General features: G+C 57.7%; 38 protein-coding genes. 20 read left to right on the forward strand and 18 right to left on the reverse strand.

The window, feature by feature from the left end:
* Positions 1-31: 31 nt before the first annotated feature.
* The 11 genes from virB10 to P3T25_RS24650 form a co-directional block, all read right to left on the reverse strand.
* Positions 32-1,288, reverse strand: a complete 1,257-nt coding sequence (virB10, locus tag P3T25_RS24600; RefSeq protein ID WP_429359154.1) for a type IV secretion system protein VirB10 — start codon at positions 1,286-1,288, stop codon at positions 32-34.
* Positions 1,285-2,193: a TrbG/VirB9 family P-type conjugative transfer protein gene (locus P3T25_RS24605; RefSeq protein WP_429359155.1), complete on the reverse strand. Its 909-nt coding sequence runs from the start codon at positions 2,191-2,193 to the stop codon at positions 1,285-1,287. Before P3T25_RS24605 ends, virB10 begins: the two co-directional genes overlap by 4 nt.
* Before the next feature lie 6 nt (positions 2,194-2,199).
* A complete protein-coding gene (locus tag P3T25_RS24610; RefSeq protein ID WP_429359156.1) occupies positions 2,200-2,910 on the reverse strand; it encodes a virB8 family protein in 711 nt (236 codons plus the stop codon).
* On the reverse strand, positions 2,910-3,932 hold the full coding sequence (locus tag P3T25_RS24615) for a hypothetical protein (protein WP_429359157.1): 1,023 nt from the start codon (positions 3,930-3,932) through the stop codon (positions 2,910-2,912). The genes P3T25_RS24610 and P3T25_RS24615 overlap by 1 nt, the downstream gene beginning before the upstream one ends.
* Before the next feature lie 179 nt (positions 3,933-4,111).
* Entirely contained in the window at positions 4,112-5,089 is a 978-nt protein-coding gene (locus tag P3T25_RS24620) for a type IV secretion system protein (protein ID WP_429359158.1), read from the reverse strand.
* Between the two features lie 12 nt (positions 5,090-5,101).
* Positions 5,102-5,824: a type IV secretion system protein gene (locus tag P3T25_RS24625; protein ID WP_429359159.1), complete on the reverse strand. Its 723-nt coding sequence runs from the start codon at positions 5,822-5,824 to the stop codon at positions 5,102-5,104.
* A gap of 59 nt (positions 5,825-5,883) precedes the next feature.
* Positions 5,884-8,526, reverse strand: coding sequence for a VirB4 family type IV secretion/conjugal transfer ATPase (locus P3T25_RS24630; protein WP_429359160.1), 2,643 nt, complete (start codon positions 8,524-8,526; stop codon positions 5,884-5,886).
* Positions 8,510-8,851, reverse strand: a complete 342-nt coding sequence (locus tag P3T25_RS24635) for a type IV secretion system protein VirB3 (protein ID WP_429359161.1) — start codon at positions 8,849-8,851, stop codon at positions 8,510-8,512. Before P3T25_RS24635 ends, P3T25_RS24630 begins: the two co-directional genes overlap by 17 nt.
* Positions 8,852-8,958: 107 nt before the next feature.
* On the reverse strand, positions 8,959-9,258 hold the full coding sequence (locus P3T25_RS24640; RefSeq protein ID WP_429359162.1) for a TrbC/VirB2 family protein: 300 nt from the start codon (positions 9,256-9,258) through the stop codon (positions 8,959-8,961).
* Positions 9,258-9,545 (reverse strand): hypothetical protein, encoded by a 288-nt coding sequence (locus tag P3T25_RS24645; RefSeq protein WP_429359163.1) that lies wholly within the window; start codon positions 9,543-9,545, stop codon positions 9,258-9,260. Before P3T25_RS24645 ends, P3T25_RS24640 begins: the two co-directional genes overlap by 1 nt.
* Entirely contained in the window at positions 9,545-10,321 is a 777-nt protein-coding gene (locus P3T25_RS24650) for a lytic transglycosylase domain-containing protein (RefSeq protein WP_429359164.1), read from the reverse strand. The genes P3T25_RS24645 and P3T25_RS24650 overlap by 1 nt, the downstream gene beginning before the upstream one ends.
* 148 nt (positions 10,322-10,469) lie before the next feature.
* On the opposite strand from P3T25_RS24650, the gene P3T25_RS24655 reads away from it, so the two are divergent.
* Positions 10,470-10,661, forward strand: a complete 192-nt coding sequence (locus tag P3T25_RS24655; protein WP_429359393.1) for an H-NS family nucleoid-associated regulatory protein — start codon at positions 10,470-10,472, stop codon at positions 10,659-10,661.
* A gap of 33 nt (positions 10,662-10,694) precedes the next feature.
* Positions 10,695-11,039, forward strand: a complete 345-nt coding sequence (locus P3T25_RS24660; RefSeq protein WP_429359165.1) for a TrbM/KikA/MpfK family conjugal transfer protein — start codon at positions 10,695-10,697, stop codon at positions 11,037-11,039.
* A gap of 315 nt (positions 11,040-11,354) precedes the next feature.
* Here the strand turns inward: P3T25_RS24660 and P3T25_RS24665 are convergent, their stop codons facing one another.
* The 7 genes from P3T25_RS24665 to P3T25_RS24695 all read right to left on the reverse strand — a co-directional run bounded on the left by P3T25_RS24665 (position 11,355) and on the right by P3T25_RS24695 (position 14,467).
* On the reverse strand, positions 11,355-11,588 hold the full coding sequence (locus tag P3T25_RS24665; protein ID WP_429359166.1) for a hypothetical protein: 234 nt from the start codon (positions 11,586-11,588) through the stop codon (positions 11,355-11,357).
* Complete coding sequence (locus P3T25_RS24670; protein ID WP_429359167.1) at positions 11,585-11,857, reverse strand: hypothetical protein; 273 nt, start codon at positions 11,855-11,857, stop codon at positions 11,585-11,587. The genes P3T25_RS24665 and P3T25_RS24670 overlap by 4 nt, the downstream gene beginning before the upstream one ends.
* 28 nt (positions 11,858-11,885) lie before the next feature.
* Positions 11,886-12,107 (reverse strand): hypothetical protein, encoded by a 222-nt coding sequence (locus P3T25_RS24675; protein WP_429359168.1) that lies wholly within the window; start codon positions 12,105-12,107, stop codon positions 11,886-11,888.
* A 15-nt stretch (positions 12,108-12,122) separates the two neighbouring features.
* Positions 12,123-12,278: a hypothetical protein gene (locus tag P3T25_RS24680; protein WP_429359169.1), complete on the reverse strand. Its 156-nt coding sequence runs from the start codon at positions 12,276-12,278 to the stop codon at positions 12,123-12,125.
* Positions 12,279-12,480: 202 nt separating this feature from the next.
* The gene (locus tag P3T25_RS24685; protein WP_429359170.1) at positions 12,481-12,852 is read right to left on the reverse strand and encodes a type II toxin-antitoxin system VapC family toxin; all 372 of its coding nucleotides are present in this window, start codon (positions 12,850-12,852) and stop codon (positions 12,481-12,483) included.
* Positions 12,852-13,085, reverse strand: a complete 234-nt coding sequence (locus P3T25_RS24690) for a type II toxin-antitoxin system Phd/YefM family antitoxin (protein ID WP_429359171.1) — start codon at positions 13,083-13,085, stop codon at positions 12,852-12,854. Before P3T25_RS24690 ends, P3T25_RS24685 begins: the two co-directional genes overlap by 1 nt.
* Positions 13,086-13,216: 131 nt before the next feature.
* The gene (locus P3T25_RS24695; RefSeq protein ID WP_429359172.1) at positions 13,217-14,467 is read right to left on the reverse strand and encodes a replication initiation protein; all 1,251 of its coding nucleotides are present in this window, start codon (positions 14,465-14,467) and stop codon (positions 13,217-13,219) included.
* Between the two features lie 1,455 nt (positions 14,468-15,922).
* Between P3T25_RS24695 and P3T25_RS24700 the strand changes: the two genes are divergently transcribed.
* The 18 genes from P3T25_RS24700 (at position 15,923) to P3T25_RS24785 (ending at position 25,292) form a co-directional block, all read left to right on the forward strand.
* A complete protein-coding gene (locus tag P3T25_RS24700) occupies positions 15,923-16,525 on the forward strand; it encodes a hypothetical protein (protein ID WP_429359173.1) in 603 nt (200 codons plus the stop codon).
* Between the two features lie 259 nt (positions 16,526-16,784).
* Positions 16,785-17,069 (forward strand): hypothetical protein, encoded by a 285-nt coding sequence (locus tag P3T25_RS24705; protein ID WP_429359174.1) that lies wholly within the window; start codon positions 16,785-16,787, stop codon positions 17,067-17,069.
* A gap of 9 nt (positions 17,070-17,078) precedes the next feature.
* Positions 17,079-17,204 (forward strand): hypothetical protein, encoded by a 126-nt coding sequence (locus P3T25_RS24710; protein ID WP_429359175.1) that lies wholly within the window; start codon positions 17,079-17,081, stop codon positions 17,202-17,204.
* A 149-nt stretch (positions 17,205-17,353) separates the two neighbouring features.
* The gene (locus P3T25_RS24715) at positions 17,354-17,800 is read left to right on the forward strand and encodes a hypothetical protein (protein WP_429359176.1); all 447 of its coding nucleotides are present in this window, start codon (positions 17,354-17,356) and stop codon (positions 17,798-17,800) included.
* Positions 17,801-17,871: 71 nt separating this feature from the next.
* Positions 17,872-18,171 (forward strand): hypothetical protein, encoded by a 300-nt coding sequence (locus tag P3T25_RS24720; protein ID WP_429359177.1) that lies wholly within the window; start codon positions 17,872-17,874, stop codon positions 18,169-18,171.
* Between the two features lie 377 nt (positions 18,172-18,548).
* Positions 18,549-18,740 carry a hypothetical protein gene (locus P3T25_RS24725; RefSeq protein ID WP_429359178.1) on the forward strand — a complete coding sequence of 64 codons (192 nt, stop codon included), beginning with the start codon at positions 18,549-18,551 and terminating at the stop codon, positions 18,738-18,740.
* Between the two features lie 89 nt (positions 18,741-18,829).
* Positions 18,830-20,050, forward strand: a complete 1,221-nt coding sequence (locus P3T25_RS24730; RefSeq protein ID WP_429359179.1) for a hypothetical protein — start codon at positions 18,830-18,832, stop codon at positions 20,048-20,050.
* A 63-nt stretch (positions 20,051-20,113) separates the two neighbouring features.
* On the forward strand, positions 20,114-20,347 hold the full coding sequence (locus tag P3T25_RS24735; RefSeq protein WP_429359180.1) for a hypothetical protein: 234 nt from the start codon (positions 20,114-20,116) through the stop codon (positions 20,345-20,347).
* A gap of 127 nt (positions 20,348-20,474) precedes the next feature.
* Positions 20,475-20,705 carry a hypothetical protein gene (locus tag P3T25_RS24740; protein WP_429359181.1) on the forward strand — a complete coding sequence of 77 codons (231 nt, stop codon included), beginning with the start codon at positions 20,475-20,477 and terminating at the stop codon, positions 20,703-20,705.
* Positions 20,706-20,848: 143 nt separating this feature from the next.
* Entirely contained in the window at positions 20,849-21,664 is an 816-nt protein-coding gene (locus tag P3T25_RS24745; protein WP_429359182.1) for a 5'-3' exonuclease, read from the forward strand.
* Positions 21,665-21,782: 118 nt separating this feature from the next.
* The gene (locus P3T25_RS24750; protein WP_429359183.1) at positions 21,783-22,025 is read left to right on the forward strand and encodes a hypothetical protein; all 243 of its coding nucleotides are present in this window, start codon (positions 21,783-21,785) and stop codon (positions 22,023-22,025) included.
* Positions 22,022-22,294: a hypothetical protein gene (locus P3T25_RS24755; RefSeq protein WP_429359184.1), complete on the forward strand. Its 273-nt coding sequence runs from the start codon at positions 22,022-22,024 to the stop codon at positions 22,292-22,294. The genes P3T25_RS24750 and P3T25_RS24755 overlap by 4 nt, the downstream gene beginning before the upstream one ends.
* Before the next feature lie 4 nt (positions 22,295-22,298).
* Positions 22,299-22,544: a hypothetical protein gene (locus P3T25_RS24760; RefSeq protein WP_429359185.1), complete on the forward strand. Its 246-nt coding sequence runs from the start codon at positions 22,299-22,301 to the stop codon at positions 22,542-22,544.
* Positions 22,545-22,550: 6 nt separating this feature from the next.
* Positions 22,551-22,760, forward strand: a complete 210-nt coding sequence (locus P3T25_RS24765; RefSeq protein ID WP_429359186.1) for a hypothetical protein — start codon at positions 22,551-22,553, stop codon at positions 22,758-22,760.
* The gene (locus P3T25_RS24770) at positions 22,757-23,077 is read left to right on the forward strand and encodes a hypothetical protein (protein WP_429359187.1); all 321 of its coding nucleotides are present in this window, start codon (positions 22,757-22,759) and stop codon (positions 23,075-23,077) included. Before P3T25_RS24765 ends, P3T25_RS24770 begins: the two co-directional genes overlap by 4 nt.
* A gap of 301 nt (positions 23,078-23,378) precedes the next feature.
* A complete protein-coding gene (locus tag P3T25_RS24775; protein ID WP_429359188.1) occupies positions 23,379-24,206 on the forward strand; it encodes a hypothetical protein in 828 nt (275 codons plus the stop codon).
* A gap of 76 nt (positions 24,207-24,282) precedes the next feature.
* Positions 24,283-24,900: a hypothetical protein gene (locus P3T25_RS24780; protein ID WP_429359189.1), complete on the forward strand. Its 618-nt coding sequence runs from the start codon at positions 24,283-24,285 to the stop codon at positions 24,898-24,900.
* 68 nt (positions 24,901-24,968) lie between these two features.
* A complete protein-coding gene (locus P3T25_RS24785; RefSeq protein WP_429359190.1) occupies positions 24,969-25,292 on the forward strand; it encodes an H-NS family nucleoid-associated regulatory protein in 324 nt (107 codons plus the stop codon).
* Positions 25,293-25,313 lie beyond the last annotated feature (21 nt).

The raw sequence follows: 25,313 nt of genomic DNA on the forward strand, positions 1-25,313 counted from the left end.
CGAGAACCCCGAAGGTTCCCGTTTGTGGTGCTTAGTTACCTTCGTCCGAATCAGCGTTTTGGACTGCAAGGCCGTAAACATCGGAGAAATCCAGATCGTTACGAACGTAAATGTTGATGTTCGACGCTTGCGCCGCATACAGCGTCGGCGGAATGTCGATGGTTGCTCGCAACGCTTCTTGCGCCAGCGTGTTCGACGTTTGCGACGTGCTATCGAGGTTGATCGTTTGGCTTCCGCCGCTGTTCACGGAATTCGCCGCAATCTGCAACAAGCCCTTGAAACCATCGGTAAACACAGAAACGAACATCGCGCCACCGAAGCGAGTCCAGAAGTGCGAATCGACCTGACCGGGAATGCCAGCAGCACCCAACTGGCCCGCACCCGGAGACATAAGATTGATTGTCACGTTGTCGGGATTGCGCAGGCGAGTCCACAGCGCGAACACGCGGGCCTGACCTTGCTTGATACCGCCCGAGACTTCACCCGTGACCTTCGCGCCCTTGTCGATGAGACGCACCGTTCCGTCAGCCGAGTACACGTCACGCGTGACCGTACACGACACCTGACCCGGCACCGTGGTATCGAGTTCGGTAGTGGTGCCGCACGGAATCATCGTGCCGCCCGCGACCGTGAAGCGGGGATGCAACAGGCGCGTTGCGTGAACACGCATCACCTGTGCGCCGCCCATACGCTCTTGCAGCGCCGCCGAATCCTTCGATGCAGGCGTAGGGCCTTGTCCCGGCCCCGGTCCAGCAGCGACCGCATCGGACGCCGCCCCGCCCGCGCCCGTATTCGTGTACTTATACGAACCCTGATCGGAGCCGCCCGCGTCACCGCTCGCCGCACCGCTACCCTTTCCGAGACGGCGATTCAGAATGTCCGCTTCGTACTTGGCTTGTCGGGCCGCTTCCGCTGCCCGAGCCGCCACAGCAGGATCGACCGGAGCCGACGCAGGGCCATCCGTCACGGTTGCAGGTGCATCACCCGGCCCCGGCGTGCGTGCCACAGGCGCAGGCGTATCCGCGAACCTCCGGCCTGGGAGCGACGATGCGTGCGCCGCTTTCTGTGCCGCCGTTTCCGTATCCTTCGCAGGCGGCTTGTGCGTCTGGTTCCAGATGAACAGGCCGAACGAGCCTGCCGCCAGAAAACCCATGATGACGACAAACGCTTTCAGACCCGGCACGCTCTTTTTCACGGTCTCCATGTCAGCAAAGCGAGTGCGACCCGTATCGACGCCCGCGCTTTCGTCGTTCATGAGAGCGTCAATGTCTTTGATCTTCGGCTTCATTCGTCGTCCTCCTGTGCGCCCTTCACGACGCGCTGGACGCCCGCTGCCGTGGTCCCGTTCGCGTTGCTACCCTTGTTCGGGTCGAAGTTTTGATTGACGACGCCAATAACCTTGTCGCCCGAGCGGATACGCCATTCCTTCGCCACGTTTTCAGCGACCACAATGTTGTGATCCGGGCCTTCGATGTGGGTGTTAGGCGTCGATTCCTTGCCGTCAGCGTCGATGAAAAAGATTTGCGGGAGAAGCGCGTTAGCCGGGAACTTGAACGACGTAAATCGAAAATCGTCCCACACGTTCACCGGCTTAATCGAGTCCATGCCCGGTTGTTCGGACATGGTGTAGTCAATGTTGTGATCGGCGTCCTTCTCCCCCTTTTGCAACGCTTCTTTCAGGCGTTCTTTCTCGCGTTCCTTTACGAACTTCGCCTTCGCCTTGGCCGCGTCTTCATCGGGGTACGTGTAGTTCAGCGCAACCGTCGCTTGCTTCACCAACCACGGCGTTTTGATGAACTCTTTCGTCATCTTGCCGTCCGCGCCCTTCACCATCTGATCCCCGATGTAGTGAAGCAGAATGTGGTATTCGTGCTTCGTCGTGATGAGCGTTAGATTCGTGTCAGCATCGACAGCGATAGGCCGCAGGAAAACGTAATTCACCTTGTGCGAGAGTTCATAGGAACCCTTGTCGCCAAAGCTGTGCGTCACGTAGTCCTCACCCGGCGAGACGCGAATCGTGATACCCGTACCCACGACCGCATCGAGTTCAACGGTATCGAGTTCGTTGTAGGCCACCGACTTGATACGGTGGTCAAACTGCGAATCGGTTTTCGCGGACATTGCCGACGCCGACAGCGCCACCGATGCCAAGACAACGCCGAGGACAACGGCTTTGATTTTGAGCTTGCTCATGCCTGCTTAACCTCCTGCAACGCTATTGCCCGCTTCGGGACGCTTCGTGTATGACGTGACCTTGAAGCCCAACGGGTTCAGCATTCGTTGGCTCGCCGTCATCGGGTCTTGGACGTACTTGTACGCCGCCGTCGCGATCCAGTATTGCGACGGTTCCGGCATACTCTTTTGCAAGTCACGTTGCGTGGTCTTGAAACGGACGGTCGCGGTCCCGGTCGCTTGATCCAGCAGCACGGAAATAATTTCCGTTTTGATCGTCCGCGAGTTGCCCCACAGCTTGTCCCGCGCATCCTTGCCCTCATAGATCGCCTTGTACGAATCCGAAACAGCGCCCTTCGCCATCAGACCGACCTGGTTGTAGTAGCGCCCAATCGTGCCGTAGTCGTATGACTCGTAGCTGATGGCGAATTGCGACATCCAGTACGCGTCTTCGACTTCGCCGTAGGACTTCTTATCTGCCGTCAGCGAAACCTCCTGAATCGACGCCGGATCGCTCGTGTTGTATGCGAGGATCGACGCCGGGACCGGTTGGCTGTAGCGGTAGACGACAGCGCCCGTCAGCGCGAGACAGCCGAACGCGAACACGAATGCGCCCGTGGTTACGCGCCACGCCAGGCGCTTCGAATTCTGCAATTCGTCCTGCAAGTCGAGTTCGGCATCCGACAGTTCTTTCGCCAGCGTATCGACTTCGCTTTTTTTTATCGGAAGGAAATTCATTACAGATCATCCTCATAAATGTCCGGTTGCGGGACAGCGCCTTGATCGCCCTCCACGACCTTTGCAGGAGCCGCAGCAGGAGCCGCAGCCGGGGTAGGAACAGCAGGAGCAGCAGCGGGCGGCGAAGCGACCGGCGCAGCCGCAGGAGCAACAGCAGGCGTCGATGCAACCGGCGCAGCCGCAGGAGCAACAGCAGGCGTCGATGCAACACGCGCAGGCGCAGGAGCAACAGCAGGCGTCGATGCAACCGGCGCAGCCGCAGGAGCAACAGCAGCCGTCAATGCAACCGGCGCAGCCGCAGGAGCAACAGCAGCCGTCAATGCAACCGGCGCAGGCGCAGGAGCAACAGCAGCCGTCAATGCAACCGGCGCAGTCGCAGGAGCAACAGTAGGCGTCGATGCAACACGCGCAGGCGAGTGAGCCATCGCAGCCGGAGCAGGAGCCGCGACAGGAGCGGGATCGGGAGCCGCAGCAATTGGCGAAACAGCAAGAGCCGCGAGAACGGTCTTCGTGGTAACAGGAGCCGGGGCCGGTACTGGTTCCGGTGCTGGTGCTTCTGCGCCGACAGGGGTAGATTCCAGCGCCGCAATCTGGTCAGCGTCAGTAACCGGCGTAGGGGCCTGTACTTTCTTCCACTTCCATTTCCACGTCCCTTGCACCTTGTACCGCACCTTCACCAAGGTATAAGGGGGCGCAGCGGCCACAGACGCAGACGCCATTACAGGTGCAGCAGCCACGACCGGCGCAGCAGCGTGAATCACAGGAACGGCTTTCGCAACCGGCTCCGAGTCAACCGGCACAGTCGCGTCTTTGTCTTTTTGCGTCTCTGCCGTATAGAGCGGAACGTGTTCACCAACGGACAGCACACGCAGCCCATTGAGTTCGCGCGGTACACGTTTGTTGATGCCGACCTGATGCCCCATGTCCGGTTCGGGCGGCGGCTTCGGCGAACTCGCACACGCCGAAAGTAGCGACACCGCTACCGCAGAGGCGGTGAGTACGGCGGTTGAAAGCGGACGCATGTTGATGCTTCTCCTATGGTGAGTCTGAGCGCCATCTTATTGCATCGTTTTTGCAATTTCAAAAATTCGGCAAGAATGGAGATTCGCAGCGACGTGCAGGCGTTTTATGCGCGTCAGAAAAAGAAAAAGCCGCCCCGAGAGGCGGCTTATTTGGTACTGCGACGAATCAGATTTCTTCGCTACTTCATCGCATTTTTCATCGCCTTTGCGGCCTCTTTACCCATCGCCTTGCCCGCGCCCGCAGCAGCACCGCCCGCGAATCCGGCAGCAGCGCTACCCGCAGCGCCGACAGCACGCGAAACCGCGCCACCCATCGCCTCACCCGCAGCCATGCCACCACCGAGGCTGATAGCGAGCTTCGGAATCTCATTCATGGTGTAGTAGGTCACAACAACCATAATGGCTGCGCTCAAAATCCCGATGAAGATACCCGCGTCAGGATTCGGTTTCGAAATTGTGCCGATGATATTGCTGTAGAAGGCGAGCATCATCCCGAACACAGCCGCCGTAATCACTACGACCAGCCCATACGTCACCACCTGTCCAACCCATTTCTCAAAGAACTGACGGGTTGCTTTGAACAGCAGCAGGAAGATGAACAACGGACCCAGGGACGCGAGAAGCCCGAGCATGAGCTTTGCCGAGAAAATGAACGCCGCACCGATCCCGCACATGATTACCGTACTCAGAAAAACCGCTACGATTGCGATACCAAGTGCAAGGTCTTTACCCCAATCCAACGGACTCAAACTGCTCAAGGCGGTTTTTATCACCTGATACCCACCGTTAATAGCGAGGTCGATGGTCGAACCAATGGCCGAACTCGATGAACTCACAGTCGAGTCAACGACCAGAATAGAGGCGAATTCATCCGGGGCTTTGAGTACCGCATTGACGAAGTTGGTTTGGTACACCCCGCCCGCCGTCGCGACACTGATAATAGCCGTTGACATGGCGAACCGCTTTATGACCGCAATAAGCGGTTCGCCACTCGGCCGCAGGATGAGGAACACCCCTTCCAGCATGTAGGAAAGCGTGAGCGCCGCCTGAATCGCAGGACCGACCGACGATGCAATTTTTGATACATTGGTGGAGACAAACGAATTTACCAGCGTGTCAACGTAGTTGAACAAATCCGTTGTGAGCGTGATAGCCATTTCGGCCCCCTGTTAGTAGCCGCCCGTGATACTCGGGCTAGTCGCTTCTTCGCTATCGTCACCCACAAGCCAGCGCTTTGTCGCTAAATTGGACATGTCCGAGTTCTGACGGTCCTGATTCTTCTGCATCATCTGCATGGCGACCAATTGATTTTGCTCGACGGTCAGCGTGTTCTGCGACGCAGCGATACGCGCACGCAGATCGTCAACCTGCTTTTGCGTGGTCGATTGGTCAATTTGCGCAGTCAACTGCTGAATGTTCTGCAATTCCGTCATCTGACGGTTGAACGATTGCTGGATCATCTGTTGATCCGCACCGGCTTTTTGATTCTCTTGATTCCGCGCGTAAGTCATCGCATCGGTACGCCCCATGCCCTGCATTTGCGACTGCATTTGACCGTAGACGCTATTCGAACTCGGAGCCGACGAACCATTGGAATATGAGGACTGGCCGTTCTGCATCGGGATTTCACCCTGAAAGTCGGTAGTCTGGTTGGACAGGAGACCGCCAACCCCCGTGCTTCCCGTAATGGCCTTGTACTGACTGGTCATCGTTTGATACTGATTTTGCAGGGTCTGCAACTGTTGCACCATGTTGGCAACTTGCAGCGTCATTTGCAAAATTGCAGCCGGGTCGATGACCATGACTTGCGCATTCGCCGTCTGAGCCGTTGCACCAAGCAGCACTGCCGACGCGGCGACAGCGAGCGCCGTCCGCTTCAAAACGTTTTTCATTACCCTAACTCCTTTTTACCGGTAAAAAGAGCGGGGATCATGACTCCCCCGCCCGACCATCAACGCTTGTGCAACACAGCGTCGTAATACTTTTTGAGCCACACGTCAGGATCGCGCGAACCCTCTTTCTCGATGATGCGGGCCAGCCGTTCTGCATTATCCGGCGTCCCCGACAGAATGGAAATTTCTTCGTCCATTCCGGCGAGTTGCATCTGGCACACCGTCGCCTGCCCGCCCTGCTTGACCAGGAATTTGCGCGAGTATTCGGGAATCGCCTTCATCGCCTCAAACTCGGAGGGAGTCAGGTTCATGCCAGTGGGGCCGTAGTCATCAAACGTCGCTTGCGGGTTGCACATACAGATCAACGTGGCGGACATTTGCACGATGGTTCGGCCAATGTCCGTCGCCAGCGCGTCGTTTGCCTCTTGCGTGGCAAACAGACAGATCGCGTCTTTCTTACGATTGACCTTGAGCGACTTTTTCACGTCTTGACGAATCACCGGGTCATTCAGGTATTGCGCGAACTCATCGAACACCTGGAGGAACCGGCGCTTGCCGTCGATTGCCGAGTTGACCCGGAACAGCAGGTACATCAACATCGGTTCGCGAGCTTCCGGCGCTTTCTCGCCTTCGGCAACGATGAACTCCGTCAGGTCGAAACCGTGAATGTCGTGGGTCTCGAAATCCAGCGAGTCGGAATCGTTGTCGAACAGCCAGCCGTGTTCACCACCACGGCACCACGGGCGCAGCATCGCGGCCAGCGTCGGACGGGCCTCATTACCGAGACGGCGCGGGTCAGGCAAGTGCTGAACGATGGAAGTCATCGTTCGCGCGTGCTTCGGAATCAGGGAGTCTTTACCCATCACTGATTCGACGCCGAAGTTCAGGTCTTCAACTTCGTTAAGCACCAGCTTGTCGCCATTGATCGACTTTTCGGCCAGCACACGCAACAGGCGCTTCACGAAACCGATATTCCGGCGCGTCGGCTCCATCTGTGCCGGTTGCCAGCCCGTTTCCACGCCATCACGCAGGACCGTGTAATTCCCTTCCAGCGCGAGGACAAGGGGGAACATACCCAAGTCCTTGTCGAAGAACACCCCACGCGGGCTGAACTTCGTGCAATCCGACAGCAGCTTGTTAAGCATGGTCGTCTTGCCTTCGCCGGTCTTGCCGAGGATCGTAGTGTGACCGGCAGGCCGCTTGTTAAACGAGTTTTCACCGATAGGCGTGTTGTGGAAATTCAGGAACAGTGGCGTACCCGCTTCCGTCTTTACCACGGTAACAGCCGGTCCCCACGGGTTGCCATCGGGCTTGCCGCTCATGTACGAATGAAATGGCGAGAACGACAGGAAATTCCACGAATTGATCGGCGCAGGACGCGGAGCGAACTCTTGCAGACACGGTAACTGCGCGTAGTACGCGGCTTCCGAACCCAAGCCGATAGCCGACGACACCACACCGCACTGATCCCACGCAACGCGGGCTTCGCGAGCCTGTTTCTGCGCCTTTTTTGCCGTGTTCGCCCAGGTCAGCATCGTGCCGTGGTAATGGCCGAGGACGAAACGTTTTGCGTTCGCATCGTCAATAGCCGTGTCGATTTCATCGACCTGTGACGGCGACTTGTCGGCGGTTTCCAGCAGCGCTTTTTGCTGATTGGTCAGGAATTGCGCCGCCGCAATCGGGGACATGCACGCGAATGACTGCGTAAGCACGAATTCGAAGTCCAAATCCATGAGCGGGTTGAACTGACCCGGCTTGGTCTTTTCCGGCCAGTCCATGACTTCGATACCGGCCACGTAACGGTCGCTGGACTCGCCGCGAACCTGAATCACGTCACCGAACAGCGACGAAATGGGCCGGTTGAACGCCAGATATTCGCGGGCACGCGAGCGCGTAACCGGCATTGGGCGCTTTTCACCGTTTACAAGGAAGGCCAACCATTCGAGAAGCGACGAGTAGGCGTACCCTTCTTCGGTATCCGATTCCTGGACGGCGGCGGGAATGTACACCCCTTCCAGTTCTTCGCGTTCTTCTTCTGTTTCCGGCTCGTTGGTTTCGTCTTCCGGCGACGGCGCGGCGATACGATTGCCGTCCTTGTCACGGTAGTAGATTCCGAGCTTTTCGATGCCGTAGGGTTTCATCGACCCCATGACCTGAAACGCAATGTCGTTCAACGACGCGACCGCTTCGGTCTGCATGTCATCCAGTTGTTCACGCGTCGGCTTGTCGAACTTCGCCAGCATCTTTTGCGTCAGATCGCCAACCGGGTTGTAGACGATAGCCAGATAGTAGTCGTTGACCATCATCGGCTTGTCTTTGAACATCGCCCGGTACTTCGCATCGAGTTGACGCGGGAACGTCATCGCGAAATTCGTAAGCGGGTATTCGTTGGTTTCGTGGTGATGCAACCACGACCAGAACGTGACGTGCTGATTCCCGACCGAGCGAACAAGATGGTTCAGGTCATCGCGCCACTGCTTACGGTCATCCCGCGACGAACAATCGAATGCGCGGCCACGCACGCGGAAAATCATGAGGTATTCGTTGCCCGTGGTAGACAGAATGTTGTCTGTCACATGGTACGAATACTTTAGAAAGCGCTGAATCGGAGGTTCTTTCTTGAACTTCAAGATACGCTTTTTTTCTCGCACCACGTCAGGTGCGCCGCCGCCGTCGCGCCCGGAGTTAAATATGGTTCGCATTCGATTGGTCTCGCTTCACGTATCGCTTAGTCGCGTAAGTCGAACCACCCCAAAGCGATTTGAGCGGGGATTCGATAAAGTTGCGGATTTTCGTTCTGAACGCCAATCCGATAATTCGGAACATGCGGTCGTCGTGCTTCGTGATGCAGAACGCTACGAACCACGTAAAGGCGAAACCCGCCAACGCCCACAGGTGAACCATCATGAACAACGCGCCCCAAAACATGAAAATTATGAGCATCGCCGTTCGGGGCACGCCAGCAAACACCGGCAACCGGGTTGCCCCTTTGAACAGGGGCGCTTCGTCATCCTGCAATCGCGCCATCGCGCTACCCTCCCAACAAAAAACCGGCTGCATTGTCGTGTCAACGGATACACGCCATCCCGACACGCCATCGCAACCGGCTAACCGCTATCGACACCGGCCAGCGTTTAGCCGAAGAACCAGCCGACGATGTACGACGCCGATCCAATCACGATCATGCCGACGCACAGACGCACGGCCCAATCGAGGCGCAGCATGTGGAACATCCATGCGAGCGCGGACACGATGAGGCCGATCACGCACGCGGTCGGAATCCACGTCATGAGCCAGCTATTCGCGCGACCGAGCGAGGACGTGGAAGTATCCACGCCATCGGCAAACGCCGGACCAGCAAGCATCGCGAGCGACGCCACCGGGGCCACCTTGCGCAGAACTGCGCTTTTCACCGCCGAAATGAATTTCTTCATTACTTATCCTTTTCCTTCAATTCTCTAAAAATAAGCAGGGCTTCAACAATCCCGCAATCCATACGCAACCACCTCACCAACAATCGTAAGTCAGCCCAATAACGCACCTCCTGTTTTGCCTGGACGCGAACGGCGCACAACAACTCCTTGCCTGCATCCTGCGTTTCGAACACCGCGTACCACTGACGATTTTCCTGACCGTGAATCGTGACCCGCTTGATTTTCTTTTCCACAATCAGCCGAGCAAGCTGGCGTTGCGGAATGAGGAATATCTGTTTTTGCGGCATCAAGGCCCATCCGATGAAGATTCACCGAACGCGCCGGGATCAATCTGCGAAAACGCCCCGTCACTATCTTTCGCGATGCGACGACCATTCTTTCCTACCTGGCCGCCCGCAGTCGTAGCCACGGGCGCAGCCGCAGTCGAACCAGCACCCACCTTCAGAATCGCGGGCGGCATGTCGCCGCCGCCCTGACCCGAAACATCGGGCGCGGGAACCGGATAGGATTTCGCGATTTGCACAAACCGATTCACATATCCGTTTGTGAACCCATTCACTTGCGAACCCGTGTTGTAGCAAGACAAGGCACGTAGCAATGCCGACTGGCCCGGTCCAACGCTTTTCGACGCCTTCCCATAGCAGTCCAGCAACACGGACTGGCTTGCACGCAGGTTCACGCACGGCTCAAGCAAATCCGAACCACTCACACCGAGCGAGCGAAAATTTGCGGAATTGACCTGACCCAAACCAACATCGAAGTTCGCGCCGTGTCGCTCCAACCATGCGATTGTCTGCTCTGCTTCTGCGCGGTCTCGCGGTTGTCGGACCAGCGCGGCTCCGCGATTGATATTGATTGCCAAAGGGTTGTTACTCGACTCCCCGGCAACCAGATAGCCAACCGTCATAGGGTGTACTTGCGGGGCACACTCGCGAGCCAGTTTCATGACCGCAGGCGACGGCGGCGGCAGCTTCGAGACAGCCAACGCGTCACCCGAAAACACCCCGCCGCCAACGCAACAGACCAGGCTAACAGTGAGAGCAAGATACCGTTGCACTCGCATTTGAAATTGTCCTCAAAATTGCAGTAACAGAATGTGGGGGCTATTATTCAAGCGCGAAATGGGGAAGTCAAAAAATCGTTCAGTTTCGAATCGAAGACCAAAATAAAGAGGCGAAATGTTGCCACCAAGCGTGCCCGCGCCCGCAGGAATGGAATGGGCGAAATCTAACAACGAGCGCACTCCGAGAGGGGAAGCACGTTATCGTGACCCGGCCAACAACTTCAATACGTGGAGTGGTCGCGGTCGCAGGCCAGCATGGTTGCTGGCGTACATTAACCAAGGTCGATCCCTTGAGGACTTCAAAATTCCACGACCGCGCAAGGCACGTAGCCAAGGTTAGGGAGTTTGACCGTTGCACCAACCAGGAGGACTGATGAAACGCAACACCGATGCAGCTACGCCGAAGCCACGAAAGCGACGGGGCCTTGCCCTTGCCGTGGCCGTGGTATTCACCGCTACCGCCACGGCGACCCCCGCCGCTTTCGCCAAAGACGCGTGCGCAACGTTTATCTGTATGTTGGGTAAGTTGCAGGGGAACAACACGGGCGATACGTGCGTCGATCCGATCAACGACTACTTTTCGATCATCGACTATCACCACGGGCACGTGGACTTTTCGGCCACCCCGCGCGACCGGCTCAACTTTCTGAAAAGTTGCCCTGGCGGCGACCCGAGCAAGATGGATTCGATCAACAACGCGTTTGGCTCCGTGACCTAAGCAACGCCCGCAGCCCCCCCCCGCCCCCCGTGCGGGGTTTTCTAACGCACCGCAACCACACAGATATCGGATATGAAAAAGTACAAATTCACCGGTAAGCAGCACGCGGGCATCGCCACGACCGCCGCCCTTGGCTTGCTCTCGATTACGCGACTGGATGAGCGAGGCAACCGCCAGGGCTTCTACTTCTGACGTCTACGTGCAGCCGCAGCACCAAAAGAAAAAGCCCCGTCCAGTTCGGGGCTTTTTTCATGGGATCGTTCTCCAGCGTCTCGCCGGTCGGTTCCAAACGATTCGTCATGTCAGTGTTCCAGTCTACTGATACGCTTCTATGAGGTAGTCGCCAGGACGAGCGAACGAGCCAAGCCCGCTACCGACACGAATGCCCGTTGCTGGCCTCATGTATCCGTCACCGTGCCAATCGTCGCACGCAGCGAGTACCGCTTTCTGCGTGGTGTTGAAGTGCTTCGCGGCCTCACGAACGGTCGGGTAGGACCGGTGCGGGTGTTTGAAGCCGCTCGCGTAGTCGAACAGTTCTTGAGGCGTCATTTGCGGAGCGGAATCAGATTGATGAGCGTCACGCTATTCGACTTACTCATGTCGGCCACCTGGGAAATCAGTTTCCGCACTCCCGCCTCTGTGTCCACGTCGCCGGAACACACGAACTTGTTCACGTAATACGTTCCCACAAGGTAGTACGTCAGGACCGCCAATTCCTTGTTCTGACCGTCAGGGCATACGCGCGTTTCCGGGGACGATCCAGCGTTCGCGTGCGCGGCGAGACCGGCGAGCAACAGTGTCAGCAATATTTTCTTCATGGTTATTCCGTCCACCTTTTCCCTGTCCTCACTCGGCAAACAGCATGTCGAGAAGTGCGGCTTCCATCTTTGCCCGCCACTTTCGTTGATGGTCGGGCCGCATCCGATCCCATGACGGCCAGTGCGCCTTGCACGCCCGTTCGACGGCCTGCGCGTTGACGGTCACAAGCACAGGGCGCGGATTGCGCTTATACGCCGCGACCTGTTGTTCCTGCATCCTCACCTGTTCGGACGGCACGAGCTTCATCATTGTGATTTTCCTCTCCTAGTTTCCCGCATTCTCGCGGTCTTCCGCCTGGCATTCTTCGCACCACATCGTAGGATCGCCAAGATGATCGCGGGCGAGCTTGAGCGTGGAGTGATTGCAGATGGTCGAATGCTTCTCGCAGACCGTGGCCCACGCTCCGCTTTCCGCGTCCATGCCCGCTTGCTCCGCGTTGTACAGGCCGACCCAATGGCCCGTTGACTTTTGCGCTGGACAACACAGCCCAAAAACCCATTGAATTCATACTCGGTACGGGTGCGGGACATTTCGGATTTCTGAGCCGTTAATTTGCGGCGTTGCGCTTGTCGGTCACGCGGTACGTGACCCGCTGCACATGGTTTTTCCGGTTAGTCAAAAGTCAGATCGTGATTACAAGGTCGGAGTACCGCCCAACGGTGTCATCGTCGGTCAGCAACCGCAACGGCTCGGTCACAGCCTGGGCAACCAGCAGCCGGTCGAACGGATCGCGGTGAATTTCCGGCAGGTCACGCACCGCCGCAGCGTGCGCCGCCGTAACCGGCAATTCACGAAAGCCCGCCTCGCTCATACGCGCGGCCAACTCGTTCACGTCTGCATCGAGTTTCCCGAGACCGGACTTGATTGCGATTTCCCATATGCTCGCGGCACTGACAAAAACGGTTTCCGCGTCTAACAGGATGGTCTCAGCCTTCTTCGTGAGTTGCCCGTTCATGGCCCACAGGAAAATGTGTGTGTCGATCAACAGGCGCATCACTGACCCTCAAACGTTGCCAGCACGTCAGCAGGCAAAGGCGCGTTGAAGTCCTTCGCGATCCTAATCTTCCCCTTCATCAAACCGAAGCGCAGTTTAGGCTTGCCTTCGACCGGAACGAGCCGCACGACCGGCGTTCCGGCCTTCGCGATAACAACATCTTCGCCGTTCACAACCGCCTCAATGAGCCGGGAAAGCTGCGACTTGGCTTCGTGAATGTTTACGGTTTGCATAGTACCCCCTCAATTTAGGCTTAGTTTAGCTTAGCTAAGGCGGAAATGCAACCGGGAAGCCCGACAGGCATCAAAAGAAAAAGCCCCGCCGATGCGGGCCTTTTTTCTTCACGCGTTCTATAGCTCAGTATTCATCGAGCGGCGATGACTTGGGGCGCACGCTCAATCGTGTACGCCTTGAACGCCGCCAAATGTCTAGCCCCGAATCGTCCGGTTGATTGGCTAATACGTGCCCCCGGAGTTTTGGCGATGAATTCTTCCGCCAACTGTGCCCGTTCTGCATCGGTAAGCATCGCATCGGCACTGTTCGCGGCCCCCGCCTTATCATCCGATCCCGCCTTGTCTTCGTTAGCCGTCTGACGTTTTGACTTACGCGGAGTCGGGGTCGTGCCTGTTCGAGCAAACCATTTGGCAAGGGCGGCGGGCGTCTTGACGCCGTGGGCGCGGCATTCTTCCGACACGGACAAGGCCCACTCATGGCCGTGCGAAAGCAGGACTTGTTTGATGAACGTGGGACGGCACCCAATCGACTCTAACGCCTTCCATGCTTCCGACTGGCGTAGCACAGCCTCATCGTCACTAAGCCCCTCAAACATATCGTGTTGCGTTTTCTGCTTGAGCAAAAATCGGATTCGTTTTACTTCGCGGCCCCGCTTCTCGTAGTCCGCTTCGACTTCAAAATTCGGCGTGTGCGTGTTGACATCCTCAACCGCAACTTTGATAACGCGAGCGTTGAACACCTTGAATGCGTCATACGCGGAAGGCAGTTCCTTTCCCGCTTGATCGAACTTCTTGACCAAGCCAAGAATCCCTTTCCATTCATCGACCGTATGCCAGCCCGTCGATCCCACGTCCTTGTAACGCACGGTGTTTTCGTACAGCGCGAGGCCGTAGCTACTCTGAAACTCACGCTGGAGTTTCATGTTGATAAGCGCGTACACATCGGGGTTTTTCAGCTTCGCGCGCAGCCGTGGACCGTAAGAGTAGATGCAAACCCCATTGGTAAACGTGACTTCGCCAAGCGGATTTGTCAGTAGCCACTCGGGGTTTCGGTTTTGCCTGTCAGTGAACGCGTCGAATTCCAACTCGACACGCTTGATCGAACGGATTGCCTCTTTCAGTTCTTCGTAGTTTTTCCAGCCAATCAGGCGACTGAGCAGCCCGAGGGGGATCGCATGTTCCTCCCGCGTCAGAAGATCATCGTATGCGTAGAGCAGAAGCACGTTGATGATTTTTCGCTCAATCAGACTGAGCGCGCCTGCGACGTGAACGTACTCGACAGCCTTTTTCAGTTCTTGCCCACTGACGGCCTGCGAACTACCTTCGCCCGTCACCATCCCGTCCGACATGATGCCTCCTAAGAATGAGGCGATCATACCCATAAGGTAACTTCACAGCAAGTGCATTTGTTCACCAATACACTTTTCGGCGGTGCGGCCCGAGAGTCACCACCCCGAATTTGTTCACCTATCAGGAGCGAGTTCTCACCCCGCGCCGCTCTGATGACGCACCCCGAATACGTTCACCTATCCGTATCAGAGGGTAATCATTCCCGTTTTGAATCAGGCGCTTAAATTGCTCGGCCCCGAAAACGTTCACCTATTTTTCTGTGGATAAGACACATTTCCTATTTGAAATCAAATAAGTGCGAGAAATTTTGTGTCAATAGGTACACAAATTCGGGAGGCGCTGGCCCCCGAAAACATGTACCTATTGGGGTCGGCTGACCCCGAAAACGTTCACCGGACGCCCGAAAACGTTCACCTATCTCCCCGCAAACCCCCGCCAGGAGGGCGATCCAGAATCCTAAAGTTTTTAAACGGGTGTTTCTTTAAAGGTTAACACCGTGCACCGAACGCCTTCGCCAGTTCCCGCCCGCCGTGGACAACCGGCCCGTACCCACCACAAGGGCGGGCACGGTCGCCTGACGGCGATACGCCGGTTGCCGCACCGCTCCCCGGCGTGGAGCCTACGGCGTGACGGCTTCGCCGCCCAATTGAGACTGAAAACCTTGGAAACCGGCCACTGACGATCCTTGCCGGGCGCAAACTTCGCTCCTTTCGTCCGACGAAAGGAGCGGGGCGCGTTTACAGGGCTTTGGGGAGGTTTTCGTGATTGCTCTGGTACGCAGGAGAGGGGCGGAACCGGGGAGCGGCGCAGAAGGGCTGTAAACGGCGGAAGGGGATGCGCGGGAATCTGGAAGCAAAAAGCCCCCGCGACTCAGCAAAGTCCGGGGGCCGGTTCCAGTGATAGGCGGGAAGTGCGCGCTAAAACCGAAGACGGAACGGATTCTAACCGGCAAAGCCTTTGCCTGTCGAGGGATTGCGCCGCCCGACCAACCCGCCGTCATCGACCGTCGCAGCGACCGCGACTGACGGACAACCATTGAGGACGCAGCCTTCTACGCGGCCCGTGCGAGCATCCTCAACACCACGACTGCCAACCAGCCGAAACCACAGCAGCAGCCCGAGGCAGAAGCAGCGCGTATTGAACGCTACGGTTTCCGTAATACCGAAACCTAAAATTCTGTATCAAACGCTACGCTCCCCCTCCGCCCTACGCTCTCGCGGCACCAGTCATAGTGTTTTCCGCCTTGATCGCCAAACAGGTGATCGAAATGCCGTGAAACAATGGTTTCGGAATCACCTAAACCTCTTTACTGGCGTGCGTTGCAGCGAGGTCGAAAACTTTTACCCATTGTTTCACGGCGCGGATTCGCATGGCACTGGCCCGGTTAGTGTGACAACTATTGACGCGTTAGTTTTGACGTGGGATACTGAATCACGTTGAAACTGACCATCTACACTAACGACCTTTAACCACCACACGCTATAGGAATGACCGTGCCGAATAAGAAAAAAGTTATCGCTGTTGTTGCTGCATTCGCCGCCGCCGGCGCGTTGGGAACCGCCATTGCAGACCTTCGCACGCCCCCGGCCCTGCATGACAGTCCGCAACTCAACGCGCAACTGACTGCGCAAAACGTGACCCTCGCGTCAACCATCGACCGGGTTGAGTGCTCGCCCGCTGCCGTTTCCTCCGCGAAGGGCAAAGCGGTAGACGATGACCCGGCGAACGCGGTGCGCGGCTTCAAATGCGACGTTCACCTTGCTGGTCAGAACAACCCTGTCCGTTGGGAAAACTACGCTACGGACAACATGGACGGCAGCTTTATGGCGCTCACCGATGCGTCCCTCGCAGGTGTGGCGTTCTCCGCGAGCAAGGATGCAAACAACGCGACCAAAGTTGCAGTGAACGTGGAGTTCCCCGAGATTGCAAACACTCAGGAGACCGCCAAGGCAATCAAAGCCCTGGTCGATCAGATTGGCGCGGCTCCCGTCGCCAATTCCGAGGCGGCGCAACACGCCGCACAGGAGTCCGCGCGCCAAAAGGCGTGGGACGCCACCTTGAAAAAGAACAAGGCAAGCTGGAGTGAATAGTAAGTGACCGGCGCAACGTAAAAGCGGCTTCTCATCGTCTGCGCCAGCAAAAAGAGCCGGAAGCCCCCGTCAGGAGGCTCCCGGCGAATGCGCGCGGGGGGCTTCAAAATTCCGCGCAACGGGGACGCGGATTGTAGCGAAGTAGCACGCTGTTTTACAACCAGAACTTGCAGCACCAATACCGTGCTATTTAGATAACTTTTCTTATCTTAACGGCGACGTTCCCGAACGAAACTCAGCCAACTCAAAAAGAGGCACCATGAAAAAACGTTTTGGCTTCGCCGCCCTGACCCTGATCGCCGCTTCCGCCGCCGTGGCAGCACCGGCACCGATCTACAACACACCGGTAACGCAGGAGCAGCATCGCCAAATGCCGGTCGGTTCCGTCATCGTGGCTGTAGCCAACTTTGACGCAGGCCCCGCACATGCTGACCTCATGGCGTGGAAGCGACCGGACGGCCATGAGTGCCGCCAATACGCAAGCGCCGTGAACAAGGATACCGTGCGCGTTGGCGTTCTCTGCGACGACGACCGCAAGCTGTAAGGAACGGCCATGATTCGAACGCTCGTTGTTTCTGTGATCGCCAGTATCTCGTTGCTTTCCGGTTGCATCGTGTACACGCCTGGCGGATACACGGGCGTCTACTACCCGGTCCCCCACGGGAGCTACCGCCGCTAACCAGCCCCGCTGACAAAGCCCCACATGGGGCTATTTTTTTTGACAATCGGTGCGTGACAAATGTTGACGTGATTCGAGAACCGCATTAGAATCGGACGCATCTAATCAACAACGGCGAGAAACGCCAACTCGTAAGAGAGACCTGAAAAGTGAAGACCCTGAACGTTAAGCGTGCAGTTACCCTCATCGCCACGGCAGCAGCCGTCACCGCCGCGAGCGCGGCACAGGCAGGCCCGCTCGACACGTGCAAGGACTGGAACGCCAACGCGTCGGAAACGCCCTATCAGTTTCTCCACATGGGCTACATCAAGGGTATTACCGACACGCTGCAACATCGCGGCGTTCACTTCCGCAAACTGACCATCGGCCAATTTCGCGAGGTCATGGACAAGGCGTGTCAGAAGACCCCGGACGCTGCAATCAAGGACGTTGCGATGAAAACGGCGACAGGCTTCGTGGAGTTTGATGAACTCGACAAGGCGAAGGGCGGCAAGGCCGTGTTGAGCCAGCACCCCGAATCGTTGTCGCCCGCTCCCGCTTCCGAAGTCGCCGCCACTCTCCAAAAACTCGGCGCAACCCACGCGACTAACCAGTAATCCACCGCCCTAGCGGCACCCGGACCCCGCCCCCCGTGCGGGGTTTTTTACTTCTCAGGAACACCAGCACCATGATTCACAAAGACGCCATCATGACGACGCTGTATTTCGACAGCCGCGAATCGCACAAGCAGTCGTGTGAGGTCCGCATCGACGGCAACGAAATCGTCATCGACTACCGCTATGCGGGCGACCCGAAGACGTACACCTATCGCGGCGTCGCACAGGCCCCCGGTCATTGGGTGTTGGATAACGCGGGCGTGCAGAACGGCTCGGCCACGCTGCACCGACTGGCCCCCGATGCGGTCTACCTCAACGGCTACTGGAAGGAAGGCCGCGATCAAGGTATGTGGCGCATCGAACTCCGCTGATCGACGCCCCGGCCCAAAAAGAAACCCCTGCCTCTCTCACGATTGGCGGGGGTTTTTCATTCTCAATCGCAAAATGTTTGTGTGATGCGTAATCCTAGCCCGGTAGTGCGACAAACTGAATTAAACCGGCAAAGACGCATGAGTTAATTTGTGAAAATGTGACAACATGACAGATATGGAGTTTTTCGCTTGGCGCGGACAAGTGTTGACGTTGGTTGTAGAGAGTGTGATAATCGAATCACTCAAACACAACTTCAAAGCACGATAGAGGCGACCAAATGAATGAAAATCTGACTCCCACACCAGCGCAAACCAACGCGAGTAAGAGCCGTGACCACGACCATGCAAAGGCCCGCGTGGACGGAGCCGTGCAAGCTATGGCGACGCTCGATTACGCTTCTGGCAGGACGATGCAGAAGGCGGTTCAGCGCTTCGCCGCGCAGGCGACGCTCGCAGAACTGGAATCCATGATTCACACTATGAACGGGATTGCGCGTTCGCTAAAATACGCCCGTTCCGAAATTCTCGCCAGCGGCACCACCCCGGCCACGCAACCGAGCGACGCCTGACAATATGAAATTGGCCCTAACTTCGTTTTGGATTGCGTGATGGCGAAAATTAGCTGTGACAAGTATTGACGCCGTGATTCGGAAAGGGTATGATGCAGTTATTCGACAACGGCTGCATCGGGGACCACATGAACACGCAGAAAACCATTCGATTCGCAAGTGCCGTTATGGCATTCGCCGCTTCGTCTGTGGCGCTTGGAATCTCGTATGTCGCGGGCACTGAACGCGGCGGGCTTCCGGCTGAACGCGCTATCTGGATCGGCGTCGGTCTCGTTCTCGCGTTGTCGGCCCACCTGATCCCCGCCCTGCTTGGTCGTCAACCCGTCGCACGCAGGATCATCGGCTACGGTCTGTGGCTCGCGTGCATGGTTACGACGATTGGCGGTCACGCTCAATTCTTTTTGCAAGCGCAGGCCCACGCAGGCGCAGTCCGAGCAGCCGCAATCGAAAAGCCGGTTGCGCAAGGCCGTGACCTGATCGCCGTCCTTGACGACCGCGCCAACACCGAAAAGCAGATCGCGCAGAAGCAAGTCCTTTTGGCTTCGCGCTACTGCCACGCCGGTTGCGCTTCTATCAGCGCCGCAATCGCCGGTCTCAAAGGCCACTTGGCCGTGATCGACGCCGAGGAAAGGCAGGCGCACAAGAATGAATCGAATCAGGACAGGTACGAAGCGAAGGCCGAACAGGCGTCGATGGACCCTGTAGCCGTCGCACTCTCGCAGTTCGGCGTCGCACCGGAGAAGGTTCAGACCGTCATGAGCATGGTTGCGGCCCTCACGCTTGAGCTTGTAGCTTGCCTGTTCTGGTCGATTTCGCTTTCGCCGCTCGCAGCACTGGAAACGAAGGCAGCAGCAGCGCCGGAAGCGGCTCCTGTGGTTGAGGCCCCGGCCCCGGCACCGGCAGCAGTCGAAGCGCCCGCAGCAGCCGTTGAATACCCGATGCCGTTCGCGCCGCAGGCACCCATTGCTTCCCCGGCGTGGGATCATGCCGTGCAAATCCCGATGCCGAGCGTAGCCGCAGACGTGGAAGCAGTGACCGAAGAACGGGCAGAGGTACACCCGGCCACCGAGGCAAACGCGGTCGTGAGCGCCGAAACCCTTGCGGCAATGCCGGTCGAGGAACGCATTACCGCCATTCTCCGCATTGCCCGCGCCGAGGTCGCGGCAGGCATTTTGAAGCGCAGCGAACGAACAATACGCGCCCGTTTCGGCGGCGCACGTGAAGTGGCACGCGCGGTGAATCGCACGCTGATGGCTGAATTGCAGGCCGCGACAGCGCCCGCAATACGACAATTCGCGGACATGTGTTGACGTGATTCGGAAAGGTGTGTAAATTCCTTTCATCGACAACGCAATACCTGACGGGGAACCAGAATGGCACAAGCAACGAAGCTCGCGAAACGAAAACTCTACACCGTGCGTGTTTTCCCTACGTCCACGGCGTATAGCAAGCATGTCGGTCACAAGGGCCGCTTGCTCCCCCGTAGGGTCGCACAACGGGTTTTGAAGCGGCTTGAAAAGGGCGGCAAGGTCGAAGGCTACCTTTCCCCTCTGATCGTCAATTGCACCCCCGAGCAGGCCGCGTATCTGGATCGTCGCTATCACTGACTCAGACAAGTGGGCCTCACAGACATTGGCACCGGCCTGTATGGCGCGGTAGCGCTTTGTCTGATGGCCCTGTTTTTCACCTATTTGGGGAACGTGAACCGATTCCTGACAGCAACAAGGATGCGCAATGACCGCAGTAGAAGCAGCAACGAACGCCGTTCACGAAGCAACCGCCGCACTGAACGCCGCAATGACCGCCCGCGCGACCATCGGGGCTGAGTTGCACCCGCAGGCAACCGCGTATGTGGTCGAGCGCTACGAGGCGGCTTTGGAGGTCGAGGCGAAAGCCCGTTTCACGCTTCGTGATGCGATTAACTGGCAGCGCGACGAGCAGATGCGAAACGCCGGTCTCCGCTGATCCACCGCTCTACCGTGCCACGGCACACTGACAAGCCCGCCTGTGCGGGCTTTTTCACGCTCGCGGGTTGCAGTGTGACAAGTGTTGACGAACCTAAATACTCACCGTAAAATGTGATTCATAAAATAAAGCCGGGGTACGAAATGAACGCGCAGACGCAGGGTAAGGAAAGGTTGTTGTTGATCGACGGGACCGCAATTGTCCGTCGCGTCTATGAGAAGAACGCCCGAGACAATCCGAATCAGCCGCTGGAACAAACCGCCGAACAGTCAATCCGCTTCGCGCTCGGCTCGTTCCGCAAGGCGCTTGAGGAAGTGCCCCACACGCACGCACTGGCCGCATTCGACTACGGCGGAAAGAACTGGCGTCATCGCCTGTTCCCGGCCTATAAGGACGGTCGTGAGCCGATGGCGCAAGAACTGCGTGACCGCCTCCCCGATTTCTATTGCGAGCTTCGTTCGCGTCACGGCCTGTATAGCAACGCGGTCCCCGGCGTGGAGGCCGATGACGTGATCGGAACCTGTGCGCGTCGCTGGCTCGAAGCGGAAAAAGGTGAAGTAGTGGTTTCAGCACACGACAAGGATATGTTGTGGCTGATTGCCCACGGCGTATTGATCTATCACTACTTCGACCACTGCTACCGTGATCGCGCCTACGTCAACGAACGTTTCTACGGCCTTGAGCCGAGTCAAATTCTCGATTTTCTGGCGCTTATGGGCGACAGCACGGACGGCGTGCCTGGCATCGACCGTTGTGGTGCGAAGACGGCGGCAGCATGGCTTAACGAATTCGGCACCTTGGCAGGCGTAATCGAAAACGCAGAGGCATTGCCGGGTATCGCTGGAAAGAGCCTTCGGGCCAACATCGAACAGGTGCGACTTAACCGGCAGCTTGTCAGCCTGGCGAGCAACGTCCAGCTTGGCCTGACGTGGAAGGAACTGCGCCGGGTGCAAAACTAGCACCGGCAACCCGTGGCGCGTGTCTTCGACTGATTGTCATGTGACATGTGTTGACAAGGGATGATGAATCACGGATAATCGACTTTATCGCTTCATCACTCGACAGAAACGGGCCATCATGAATTCGAAAATCACTCGTATCATTGCGGAAGATGCGCAGGGCTATTTCACCGCCGAGCTTGATAACGGCGGGGTTCGCATCGGCCTCCGTGGGGGCGATTGCTTTTCGTTCATCAACACCCACCCGCTGTACAACCGCATCATCGCCTTGTACGCGAACCAGATCGAAGCCGTTCACGATGAGTGCATGGGCCGGTACGCCTCCGACCTCAACTGGACGAACATTGAGGCCGCAGCATGATCGCCACTACGAAAGCGCAGTACGCGGCACGCGGCTTCGAATTGAGTGACCGTAAGCGCGAAGGTCACTGGACGGTCCAGTACCTTCGCGGGCACCGGCAATGGGTCAAGATCATTCGAGAAACCGATAAGCGCCGTTGGTATGTGGCACGGGGTTACGAAGGCGTCACCACGGCCCACGATACGGCCTACCACTCATTCGACCTGTGGCGCTGGACGTGGAGTGACGCCCTTGAACACGCAGCCCAACAGATCGAGACATGGAAATAAAGCCGTGAGCGCATTTTCGACCGAGCGCGAGCGCCATATCCATTTGGCGCGGGTTTATCTCGGACAGGCCCGCGAGTTTCGGCAGCATCCCGCATTTCACGCGATGTTGCTGGACTGGACGGCACGCAACCGTAGAGCAGCCGCAGCCGTACCCCGGACCCTGATCGAACAACCGCCGCCGCCTCCGAAATTGAAACCACCGCCGAAGCGCAAGCCGACGCCACCCGAAACCCAACTCGCCCTGTTTTGACGCCCTATGCTTTTCAAACTGATCCTGACTTTCGTGTTTGCAGGCCCGAACAACAATCCCGCCGTGCAGCACTACGAGGAACCGTATCCGACTGCGCAATCGTGCGTCGCCGCGATCACCGTCGCGAAATCTCAGGTCGCGCAGTATTACGGCACCCCTCACCCGGAAGTGTTCGGGAACTGCATCGACCTCAAAACGGGCAAGGTCATCAAGTGAGCGCAGACCAATTCGATATGTTCGGGGGCGCAGACGAGCCGCCCGCGCTCCCGACGCTGGCAGACACCGACATTCAACCGGCAGAGGCACCCGCGCCCGCCAGGCGCGTCACTGGCCGCAAGATCGCAGCGCCCCCGGAACCGGAATTCACGGACACCCCCGAGGGAAAGGCCGCGCCGGAATGGCTTCGGAAGACCGGACGCCGCAGCCTGGGATTCCGGCTCGCGGAATGGGAGCGTGGCGAGTACCGCACATCGTCATCGCTCGCGATTCCCCGCATGTTGCAGAGCTTGGGCGGCATAGCCGGGGCATGGTGATGAAGACAACGGGCAAACTTCCGGCGAAGTGTTGCGGTACGTGCCAGCACGGACAGTTCGAACTCACGCCCACCGGTAAGATTAAACGCACTCAGCCAGGGCGATGCACGGCTCCCCTTCCAGACCTCACGCCAATCCTACCCGCGTGTGTGCCCGTTCCCCGGTTAGGCAAGTGCGCGGCATGGCCCGACGACGGCACGAATTGCCCGGTCTACGCGTTGATGGTGTGACAGGTGTTGACGTTCTGATTTGTGTGATGCGATAATGCCGTTATCGACAACGGCTAACGCAGGCAGTGAGCATGACGATTCTCAACGCAGAACCCCGGCCCCCTCTCGTAGTCTCCTACGGAGTGGGGATCGACAGCACCGCAATGCTTGTCGCCATGTATCTGCGTGGCATCCGTCCTGACCTGATCCTTTTCGCGGACGCCGCAGCCGAAAAGCCCGAGACCTACGCGTATCTGCCGATCATAAGCAAGTGGCTGAAAAAGGTCGGCTTTCCCCCTATCACCACGGTTCGCTATGAGCCGACCCGCGCCCCCTACTCCACGCTTGAGGGAAAGTGCTTCGCAAACGAAACGCTCCCGAGTCTCGCATTCGGCAAGCACTCATGCTCCATCGTTTTCAAAGCGCAGCCGCAGGACCGCTACGTGCAATCGTGGCAACCGGCGCTAGACGCGTGGGCCGCAGGTCGCAAGGTCATTCGCGCAATCGGATATGACAACGGCGAGCAGGATTGCCGCCGCCGTGCCAAGGCCGACCGTGCAGTAGAGAAGAAAGCGCAAGCCGGTCACAAGGACGCGACGCGTTACGACTATTGGTATCCGTTGCAGGAATGGGGCATTGACCGTTTTCGGTGTCTGTTGCTGATTTCACATGTGGGTCTCCCGCTCCCTACGAAAAGCGCCTGTTGGTTCTGTCCCGCGTCGAAGAAAAGCGAGGTTATCCAGTTGCGCGACAAGCACCCCGCCCTGTTCTGGCGTGGCATCGCAATGGAGGATCGCGCCCGAGAGGGCAAGCACGGTTTGAGGTCAACGCAGGGATTGGGCCGCACGTGGTCGTGGCGCGAGCTTATCAGTGTCAACGCGCTCGCCGTTGTCGATGAGGTAGAAACATTGCGACCGTGACATGTGTTGGCGAACGTTTATTGTGGAGCGATAATGGTTTCCGCCGACAACCAACCGCGATAAAGCAAATAACACGATGGCACTCAAACCCCGCTCGCTCGCAAACGGCAACGTCACCTACGAGTCATATGCGTCGGTCGCCGTTGGCACGTCGCTGGAACTCCCGACCGCAGGTAACGGGTACACCCGCGAGCCGTACACCGTTATCAGTTGCGAGCATGACGGCATTCGAATGTACGTCATCATCGCGCAGCCACCGGGAGCAAAGCCGGGGGCGCTCGCCGTCGCCGGTCGGAAATTCCGCTACATGGGCGCAAGCTACACCATTTCCGTTTGCGACTGTTGCGGCAAGCGCGATTTGAAAGTCACGCATGCCATTGCAATGCACGATACCGGCGAGATATTTCACTACGGGTCAACCTGTGTCACGAAAAACACCGGCATGAGCATTCCAGAGCTTGAGCGGTCAGTGACCGAAGAATTGCGAAAGCGGGCGACAGCAGCCGTCTACGAGTGGCGAGGCACCCCGGAATACCGGGCATTGAAAGCGCAACTTGCAGCGGACCACGGCTATGATGCGCTGGCCCCCGAAGACGCAGCAATAACGCGCGAGAGGGCCGATAGCGTTCGCCGTGAATTGGCAGAGAAACACGGTATTCAAATAGAGACGTTGCGATACCCGGATAGGGCTTAATACAGTTTGTTATCCGGCGAGCTTATGTGATAATTCTCGTCACCCATCAACCTGAATTGGAAAAGTAAATGACGACCGAAAACGCAGCCGCGCAGTTGTCCTATCGCGAACTGCTTGCGCAGCGTGAAAAACTGGAAAAGGAAATCACGGCTGTGCGTGATTCCGCCCGCGCCGAAATTCTGGAACAGATTCGCGGGCTTGTTTCCGATTACGAGCTTCACGATTGCGTGAAGATCATTGCCCCGAACGGCAAGGCCAGTCGCCCGAGCGTGAAAGCGGCCCCGAAGTATCGCAACGCGGAAACGGGCGATACGTGGAGCGGTCGCGGCAAACCCCCGCTCTGGATCGCCGGAAAGGATCGTGAAACGTTCCTGATTAAGACCGATGCCTAAGCCTTGTCGCTCTACCCCGAG

This window comes from Paraburkholderia sp. GAS32 (assembly GCF_050434225.1).
Taxonomy (GTDB): domain Bacteria; phylum Pseudomonadota; class Gammaproteobacteria; order Burkholderiales; family Burkholderiaceae; genus Paraburkholderia; species Paraburkholderia madseniana.

What these genes read in the sequence shown, in the direction of transcription:
- P3T25_RS24775 (WP_429359188.1), top strand. Translation starts at nt 23,379, where the DNA reads ATGACGATTCTCAACGCAGAACCCCGGCCCCCTCTCGTAGTCTCCTAC.
- P3T25_RS24610 (WP_429359156.1), bottom strand. Translation starts at nt 2,910, where the DNA reads ATGAATTTCCTTCCGATAAAAAAAAGCGAAGTCGATACGCTGGCGAAA.
- P3T25_RS24780 (WP_429359189.1), top strand. Translation starts at nt 24,283, where the DNA reads ATGGCACTCAAACCCCGCTCGCTCGCAAACGGCAACGTCACCTACGAG.
- P3T25_RS24640 (WP_429359162.1), bottom strand. Translation starts at nt 9,258, where the DNA reads ATGAAGAAATTCATTTCGGCGGTGAAAAGCGCAGTTCTGCGCAAGGTG.
- P3T25_RS24740 (WP_429359181.1), top strand. Translation starts at nt 20,475, where the DNA reads ATGACCGCAGTAGAAGCAGCAACGAACGCCGTTCACGAAGCAACCGCC.
- P3T25_RS24705 (WP_429359174.1), top strand. Translation starts at nt 16,785, where the DNA reads ATGAAAAAACGTTTTGGCTTCGCCGCCCTGACCCTGATCGCCGCTTCC.
- P3T25_RS24755 (WP_429359184.1), top strand. Translation starts at nt 22,022, where the DNA reads ATGATCGCCACTACGAAAGCGCAGTACGCGGCACGCGGCTTCGAATTG.
- P3T25_RS24635 (WP_429359161.1), bottom strand. Translation starts at nt 8,851, where the DNA reads ATGGCGCGATTGCAGGATGACGAAGCGCCCCTGTTCAAAGGGGCAACC.
- P3T25_RS24700 (WP_429359173.1), top strand. Translation starts at nt 15,923, where the DNA reads ATGACCGTGCCGAATAAGAAAAAAGTTATCGCTGTTGTTGCTGCATTC.
- P3T25_RS24745 (WP_429359182.1), top strand. Translation starts at nt 20,849, where the DNA reads ATGAACGCGCAGACGCAGGGTAAGGAAAGGTTGTTGTTGATCGACGGG.
- P3T25_RS24605 (WP_429359155.1), bottom strand. Translation starts at nt 2,193, where the DNA reads ATGAGCAAGCTCAAAATCAAAGCCGTTGTCCTCGGCGTTGTCTTGGCA.
- P3T25_RS24730 (WP_429359179.1), top strand. Translation starts at nt 18,830, where the DNA reads ATGATGCAGTTATTCGACAACGGCTGCATCGGGGACCACATGAACACG.
- P3T25_RS24660 (WP_429359165.1), top strand. Translation starts at nt 10,695, where the DNA reads ATGAAACGCAACACCGATGCAGCTACGCCGAAGCCACGAAAGCGACGG.
- P3T25_RS24690 (WP_429359171.1), bottom strand. Translation starts at nt 13,085, where the DNA reads ATGCAAACCGTAAACATTCACGAAGCCAAGTCGCAGCTTTCCCGGCTC.
- P3T25_RS24725 (WP_429359178.1), top strand. Translation starts at nt 18,549, where the DNA reads ATGGCGACGCTCGATTACGCTTCTGGCAGGACGATGCAGAAGGCGGTT.
- virB10 (WP_429359154.1), bottom strand. Translation starts at nt 1,288, where the DNA reads ATGAAGCCGAAGATCAAAGACATTGACGCTCTCATGAACGACGAAAGC.
- P3T25_RS24655 (WP_429359393.1), top strand. Translation starts at nt 10,470, where the DNA reads ATGGAATGGGCGAAATCTAACAACGAGCGCACTCCGAGAGGGGAAGCA.
- P3T25_RS24685 (WP_429359170.1), bottom strand. Translation starts at nt 12,852, where the DNA reads ATGCGCCTGTTGATCGACACACACATTTTCCTGTGGGCCATGAACGGG.
- P3T25_RS24625 (WP_429359159.1), bottom strand. Translation starts at nt 5,824, where the DNA reads ATGAAAAACGTTTTGAAGCGGACGGCGCTCGCTGTCGCCGCGTCGGCA.
- P3T25_RS24615 (WP_429359157.1), bottom strand. Translation starts at nt 3,932, where the DNA reads ATGCGTCCGCTTTCAACCGCCGTACTCACCGCCTCTGCGGTAGCGGTG.
- P3T25_RS24665 (WP_429359166.1), bottom strand. Translation starts at nt 11,588, where the DNA reads ATGACGCCTCAAGAACTGTTCGACTACGCGAGCGGCTTCAAACACCCG.
- P3T25_RS24675 (WP_429359168.1), bottom strand. Translation starts at nt 12,107, where the DNA reads ATGATGAAGCTCGTGCCGTCCGAACAGGTGAGGATGCAGGAACAACAG.
- P3T25_RS24710 (WP_429359175.1), top strand. Translation starts at nt 17,079, where the DNA reads ATGATTCGAACGCTCGTTGTTTCTGTGATCGCCAGTATCTCGTTGCTT.
- P3T25_RS24750 (WP_429359183.1), top strand. Translation starts at nt 21,783, where the DNA reads ATGAATTCGAAAATCACTCGTATCATTGCGGAAGATGCGCAGGGCTAT.
- P3T25_RS24680 (WP_429359169.1), bottom strand. Translation starts at nt 12,278, where the DNA reads ATGGACGCGGAAAGCGGAGCGTGGGCCACGGTCTGCGAGAAGCATTCG.
- P3T25_RS24630 (WP_429359160.1), bottom strand. Translation starts at nt 8,526, where the DNA reads ATGCGAACCATATTTAACTCCGGGCGCGACGGCGGCGGCGCACCTGAC.
- P3T25_RS24650 (WP_429359164.1), bottom strand. Translation starts at nt 10,321, where the DNA reads ATGCGAGTGCAACGGTATCTTGCTCTCACTGTTAGCCTGGTCTGTTGC.
- P3T25_RS24765 (WP_429359186.1), top strand. Translation starts at nt 22,551, where the DNA reads ATGCTTTTCAAACTGATCCTGACTTTCGTGTTTGCAGGCCCGAACAAC.
- P3T25_RS24720 (WP_429359177.1), top strand. Translation starts at nt 17,872, where the DNA reads ATGATTCACAAAGACGCCATCATGACGACGCTGTATTTCGACAGCCGC.
- P3T25_RS24670 (WP_429359167.1), bottom strand. Translation starts at nt 11,857, where the DNA reads ATGAAGAAAATATTGCTGACACTGTTGCTCGCCGGTCTCGCCGCGCAC.
- P3T25_RS24735 (WP_429359180.1), top strand. Translation starts at nt 20,114, where the DNA reads ATGGCACAAGCAACGAAGCTCGCGAAACGAAAACTCTACACCGTGCGT.
- P3T25_RS24695 (WP_429359172.1), bottom strand. Translation starts at nt 14,467, where the DNA reads ATGGGTATGATCGCCTCATTCTTAGGAGGCATCATGTCGGACGGGATG.
- P3T25_RS24620 (WP_429359158.1), bottom strand. Translation starts at nt 5,089, where the DNA reads ATGGCTATCACGCTCACAACGGATTTGTTCAACTACGTTGACACGCTG.
- P3T25_RS24785 (WP_429359190.1), top strand. Translation starts at nt 24,969, where the DNA reads ATGACGACCGAAAACGCAGCCGCGCAGTTGTCCTATCGCGAACTGCTT.
- P3T25_RS24645 (WP_429359163.1), bottom strand. Translation starts at nt 9,545, where the DNA reads ATGCCGCAAAAACAGATATTCCTCATTCCGCAACGCCAGCTTGCTCGG.